Origin of the sequence: Streptomyces sp. 5K101, assembly GCF_046506645.1 — a bacterium.
Lineage (GTDB): Bacteria > Actinomycetota > Actinomycetes > Streptomycetales > Streptomycetaceae > Streptomyces.
This window is the reverse complement of record NZ_JBKFFO010000053.1, coordinates 1-3,896: the sequence shown is the minus strand read 5'-3', so window position 1 is coordinate 3,896 and position 3,896 is coordinate 1. Positions and strand designations below refer to the sequence as shown.

At 67.7% G+C, this 3,896-nt stretch carries 4 protein-coding genes and 1 pseudogene; 4 read left to right on the top strand and 1 reads right to left on the bottom strand.

Annotated elements, in window-relative coordinates; translation table 11 throughout:
* The 4 genes from ACLB9X_RS34280 to ACLB9X_RS34265 all read left to right on the top strand — a co-directional run.
* Nucleotides 1-300 (top strand): integrase core domain-containing protein (locus ACLB9X_RS34280; RefSeq protein ID WP_410364323.1); only part of this gene is annotated, 300 nt, incomplete at its 5' end.
* 143 nt (nt 301-443) lie between these two features.
* Nucleotides 444-1,622 carry an IS30 family transposase gene (locus ACLB9X_RS34275; RefSeq protein WP_410364322.1) on the top strand — a complete coding sequence of 393 codons (1,179 nt, stop codon included), beginning with the start codon at nt 444-446 and terminating at the stop codon, nt 1,620-1,622.
* 205 nt (nt 1,623-1,827) lie between these two features.
* Nucleotides 1,828-2,181 carry a PadR family transcriptional regulator gene (locus ACLB9X_RS34270; protein ID WP_410364321.1) on the top strand — a complete coding sequence of 118 codons (354 nt, stop codon included), beginning with the start codon at nt 1,828-1,830 and terminating at the stop codon, nt 2,179-2,181.
* A gap of 35 nt (nt 2,182-2,216) precedes the next feature.
* A complete protein-coding gene (locus tag ACLB9X_RS34265) occupies nt 2,217-2,783 on the top strand; it encodes an HAAS signaling domain-containing protein (RefSeq protein ID WP_410364320.1) in 567 nt (188 codons plus the stop codon).
* 12 nt (nt 2,784-2,795) lie between these two features.
* Here the strand turns inward: ACLB9X_RS34265 and ACLB9X_RS34260 are convergent.
* A pseudogene (locus tag ACLB9X_RS34260) lies at nt 2,796-3,578 on the bottom strand (DUF4158 domain-containing protein); the annotation flags it as partial.
* Between the last annotated feature and the right edge of the window lie 318 nt (nt 3,579-3,896).

Below are 3,896 nucleotides of genomic sequence, written 5' to 3'. Positions count from 1 at the left end.
GACCGCGGAAGCAACTACATGTCAGCCGAGTTCGGGAAGACGCTCGACCGGTTCAGGCTCCGCAGATCTGCCGGCCGCACCGGGATCTGTTTCGACAACGCCATGGCCGAATCATTTTTCGGCGCCCCGAAGAACGAGCGCGTATCAAGGGTGACTTACCCGACCCGCGAGGCTGCCCGGCAGGACATCACTCGCTACATCGAATTCTGGTACAATCGCAAACGCCTCCACTCGGCGGTGGGTTACCGCCCTCCACGCGAAGTCCACGCCGAATACGAGAAGTTGCGAATTGCCGCGTGAAACAGTCGGTCAGACGCCTGTCCGGAAAACGCGAGGCCCCTCACCCCCGGGTTGCACGGGTTCATTGGACGCACCGGCCGCCTGTCGTCAAACGATGGCGGGCTCAAGGGATCAACGCACCACCCACGGATGATCATGTGGGCATGGAGGTCCAGGTGCGTGATTACGGGTTCGCGCCGGCTCAGCAGGACGAGATCTGGCGGCGATGGCGTCAGGGCGAGTCGTTCAGCCTGATCGGGCGGTCTGTCGGTGTTCCCATGCATCATGTGCGCCGGTTCTTCCAGCAGTCCGGCGGAGTGCGCCTGGTGCCGAGACGACGTTCGTCTCGGCACCTGACCTGCGGTGAGCGTGAGGAGATATCCCGCGGCATCGCGACTGGCGAGACGGCACGACAGATGGCCAGGCGGCTCGGCCGGTCCGCTTCCACGGTCTCGCGGGAGATCGCCCGCAACGGCGGCCGCGACCACTATCGGGCAGCAGCAGCCGATACCGCCGCCCATGAACGTAGCCGCCGCCCGAAGCAGGCGAAGCTCGCCCAGCGACCCGCCCTGCGTGCGTTGGTGGAAGCGAAGCTCGCCCTGCGCTGGTCACCCGAGCAGATCTCGGGCTGGCTCCGCCGCCAGTTCCCCGGCGACGCGTCCATGCGGATCTCGCACGAGGCGATCTACCTCACCCTGTTTGATCCGCGCCGCCGCCACGCCATCGAGCGCGCCCTCACACAGCAGCTACGGACGGGCCGACCCATGCGGCGGCCGAAGGTCGCCGCCAGGCCCACCGGGCGGGGCGTCATCCGCGACATGGTGTCCATCAGCGCCCGCCCCGCCGAAGTCGAGGACCGCACGGTGCCCGGCCACTGGGAAGGCGACCTGGTGATGGGCACACGCCCCTCGGCGATAGCCACGCTGGTCGAGCGGACCAGCCGCTTCACCGCCATCGTCGCGCTACCGGACGGCATCAAGGCCGAGCAGGTCGCACCGCACCTCACCCGCCGGCTCCTTCGCATCCCGCCCCAGCTACGGCGGACGCTGACCTGGGACCGGGGCCGCGAGATGGCCGAGCACCGAGCCATCACCACCGCAACCGGCGTCCCGATCTACCTCTGCAAGCCCCGTAGCCCCTGGCAGCGCGGCACGAACGAGAACACCAACAGACTGCTCCGCCAGTACCTCCCGAAGGGAGCCGATCTCCGCACCTTCAGCCAGGAGGACCTGGACGCAATCGCCGACGAGCTGAACACCCGGCCCCGCAAGATTCACGGCTACCGCACCCCGGCAGAGATCTATGCTGAGCTTCTGAACAGCGGTGATGCACTGACCGCTTGAGCCCGCCATCGCTTCCCGACATCCGCAGCAATGGTCCGAGCCTCACGCAGGAAGGATCCGGATCCAGGAATCGCGGCTGGTGTCGCACAGCGTCCCGTCCACCGACGCCGCGACGGATCGGCATTCCATGCGGGCATCGATACCTGCTCCTGGGACGGTCCGGGCGACCTGGACATGCATCGCTGTACCGGATACCATGCATTGCATGGAACCTGATGTGGCAAGGAAGGACGGCTCAGGAAAGGCTGAAAGCCAGCTCCGCAAAGGAGTGCTGGAGTACTGCGTCCTAGGGCTTCTGCGCCATGGCGCTCGCTACGGCGTGGAGCTTCTGGAGGTCCTTGGCACGGCCAGCGTGATGACCACCAGCCAGGGGACGATTTATCCCCTGCTGGCCCGGTTGCGCCGTGACGGCCTGGTGGACACCACCTGGCAGGAATCCCCGAGCGGGCCGCCGCGCCGCTACTACATGCTCACCCCACAGGGAGAGGCGGCGCTGGCGGAGTTCACTGAGATCTGGCCGCACTTCCGCGGCGCCGTAGACCGCTTCATCACCGACTGAACGACCAATTCGCACCATATATCCGGAGACTCACTATGAAGACCGTCGAGCACCCGCTTGTGGTGGCCTACCTGGAGACTGTGGCACGCGAGGCCGCAGCCCTGGCGCCGGAGCGCCGCAATGAACTTCTTGCCGATCTGACCGAGCACATCGAGGTGGCTTTCGCCGAGCGCCCGGCCCACAGCGAGGCCGAGGTCAAGGCCGTCCTGGACCGCCTCGGCGCTCCCCGCACCATCGTGGCCACGGCCCGGGAAGGCGAGACGGCCGCGCCGCCGGTCAGCAAGTGGCACAGTCTGGCCCCGTTGATCCTGCTGCCCGTATCCGGACTTCTCCTAGGCGTCAGCCCCCTCCTGGGCGGGCTTGTCATGATCGCGGGCGTCGTGCTGCTGTGGGCAGCACCTCACTGGAGCAGGCGCGACAAGATCATCGGCACCGCGGCCGTGCTCCTGGTGCCGATAGGCGCCGCGCTTGCCGGCCTGGCCTTCGCGACAGCCGGGCGGCTCAACGAACCGGTGCTGCTCGCCCTCGTCGCCGCCATCACGTTGATCCCGGCGGCCGCATCGGTATACCTCTTCCGGGCCGGGCGTCGCGTGTCGTCATGATGATGAATTTCCTGCCAGCGCCGCCATCCGGTTCGGCGGGATCTGCGACAGCCTCAGCCGCCCGAGCCGGTACGCGCCGATTTCGTCCACCCGCTCCAGCGCGCGGGCGAACGCCGTACCCGTCGTCCGCGTCGGTGGCCGGCGCAGCCGCTCCAGCTCGGAGAACCGGGAGCCCTCCGGCGTCTTCAGCGTCGCCACCAGATCCCCAGGCAGCGCCGGGTCCGCGCGGCGGGCGGCGCCCGCGACCTGGCGTGCAGCCGCTTCTCCGCGACCGTCCGCGCCTCCGCCACCTGCCGAGCCAGCACGGACACCCCAGGCAGCAGGACCCGGTGACGGCGCAGCCAGCCCACCGCGTGGTCGAACAGCGCCTTCGGACCCTCGGCATGCGTCCACGCCCACCCGTGCAGGAACGTGCGAAACCCGGCCCCACTCGGCGTCCTCATAGGGGCGGTAGCCGTAGGCGTCCCGGATCTCCCACGCGTGGTCGTACAGCGTCTGACGCCGCTCCGTGTACCGCTTGACCACCGACGGGTCCTCGATGCCGAGCTGCACGGCCAGGTGCTCGATCACCGGCCACGGCACAGCGAGCGGGTCCTCCAGGAACAGCCCGACGTACCGAACCGTGCACATCTGGATCGCGAACCCGAGCCGGTGATGCTCCGTTCGCCGCAGGGCGATCAGGTCCCGGTCCACGTCGTCCAGGAAAAAGAACCGCTGCAGCTCGGGCCTCGTCGGCTCCTCGGCGAACGTCCCGTACGCCTCGGCCTGCTCATCGCTCAGAAATTCCACCGGCACGAGCCGGACCGTAGCCAGCCCCGGACCAGGCCCGGAGGCGTTTCACCGAACCCCAGCGGCGAAGTGGATCACTGTGCTAGACGACCATGATCGTTCTCACCGATAACCGCTGTACCGATGTTCCCCGAGGCCGGTGCCATGGACGAGGCGCTAGTTCGTCTGAAGATCACCCCGAGGGTGTGTCAATTTAACGGCCCTGTCTCGCATTCGGTGGTGACGGAGCGTGCTGCTATCCGAGGAGGATGCGGTGGCGAAGAAGGGTGAAGCCTGCTCGTCCGTGCATCTGGCGCGCGATCCGCTTGGTCTTGGTGTTGACCC

Bases quoted from the DNA above. Each gene is read 5' to 3' on its own strand.
- ACLB9X_RS34275 (WP_410364322.1), top strand. From the start codon at position 444: ATGGAGGTCCAGGTGCGTGATTACGGGTTCGCGCCGGCTCAGCAGGAC.
- ACLB9X_RS34270 (WP_410364321.1), top strand. From the start codon at position 1,828: ATGGAACCTGATGTGGCAAGGAAGGACGGCTCAGGAAAGGCTGAAAGC.
- ACLB9X_RS34265 (WP_410364320.1), top strand. From the start codon at position 2,217: ATGAAGACCGTCGAGCACCCGCTTGTGGTGGCCTACCTGGAGACTGTG.